The organism is Helicobacter sp. 13S00482-2, from assembly GCF_002272795.1.
Classification (GTDB): Bacteria; Campylobacterota; Campylobacteria; order Campylobacterales; family Helicobacteraceae; genus Helicobacter_J.
Window position 1 is genome coordinate 1 of sequence record NZ_MLAT01000059.1, and the last position, 816, is coordinate 816.

2 protein-coding genes are annotated in these 816 nt (G+C 31.5%); both read left to right on the forward strand.

Annotated elements, in window-relative coordinates:
- Positions 1-285 (forward strand): hypothetical protein (locus tag BKH42_RS09645; protein WP_180674047.1); only part of this gene is annotated, 285 nt, incomplete at its 5' end.
- Positions 282-728, forward strand: coding sequence for a hypothetical protein (locus BKH42_RS09090; RefSeq protein WP_095296266.1), 447 nt, complete (start codon positions 282-284; stop codon positions 726-728). The genes BKH42_RS09645 and BKH42_RS09090, both read left to right, overlap by 4 nt.
- Positions 729-816 lie beyond the last annotated feature (88 nt).

Below are 816 nucleotides of genomic sequence, written 5' to 3' on the forward strand. Positions count from 1 at the left end.
AATCCTAATAGTAATGAGCAGGTAAATAAATTTCCTGATGGGAGTATCATTGATTATAATTGGGACAATCAAAAAAAGGCTAAGTTCATTGTCTCTAGCTGGAATAGAAGCCTTAAAATGTTTCCTTTTGAGACATTTTCAGATCCAAACTATTTCATTTTGAGGTATCATTTAGCCCTTCTATCTCCAGAAGTTGCACAAGAGAATAACTTTAAAGAAATAGTGGTTGAAGAACATGCCAATGAAGCTAGTTTAGAAGATAATAAAGGAGACTTAAACAAATGAGAATAATGGATGCTTTAGAAGAGAGATTCAAGTATGTCAAGTTTGTATCTGATTTAGATGAAGTCATTGATTATGATGTGATAAATCATATCATGAAATGCAAAGGTGTGTATAACTTTATTCAAACAGTAGAATTTCTCAGAGTTACTTTTGAGCATCAAGTCGATAACTTTGATGATTTTCTTGAATATGCGATGTTTTTAATACTAAAAGATGAGCAAAATGGTTGTAGGGTAGGTACTGAAATCAAAAAAGATCCAATCAACACACTTCTTGATGGAACCATTATCGATTATAATTTAGATCATGAGAAAAATGCTAGAGTGATTGTAGATAGCTGGAATAGAAGCCTTCAAATGTATCCTGTGAAAAAAATAGGAGATGCAAACTACTGTAAATTATCTACGTTGAGTATTTTTATACCACGTTATGCTTGTGTGTGAGAAAAACCCTTTAATTGTCAAGATTTCACTCATTCTGTAGTTTCAGAATATTACAGAATATTATATCAAGAACGGGAGATGAAGATAA

Coding starts and splice junctions, on each gene's coding strand:
- BKH42_RS09090 (WP_095296266.1), top strand. CDS start 282: ATGAGAATAATGGATGCTTTAGAAGAGAGATTCAAGTATGTCAAGTTT.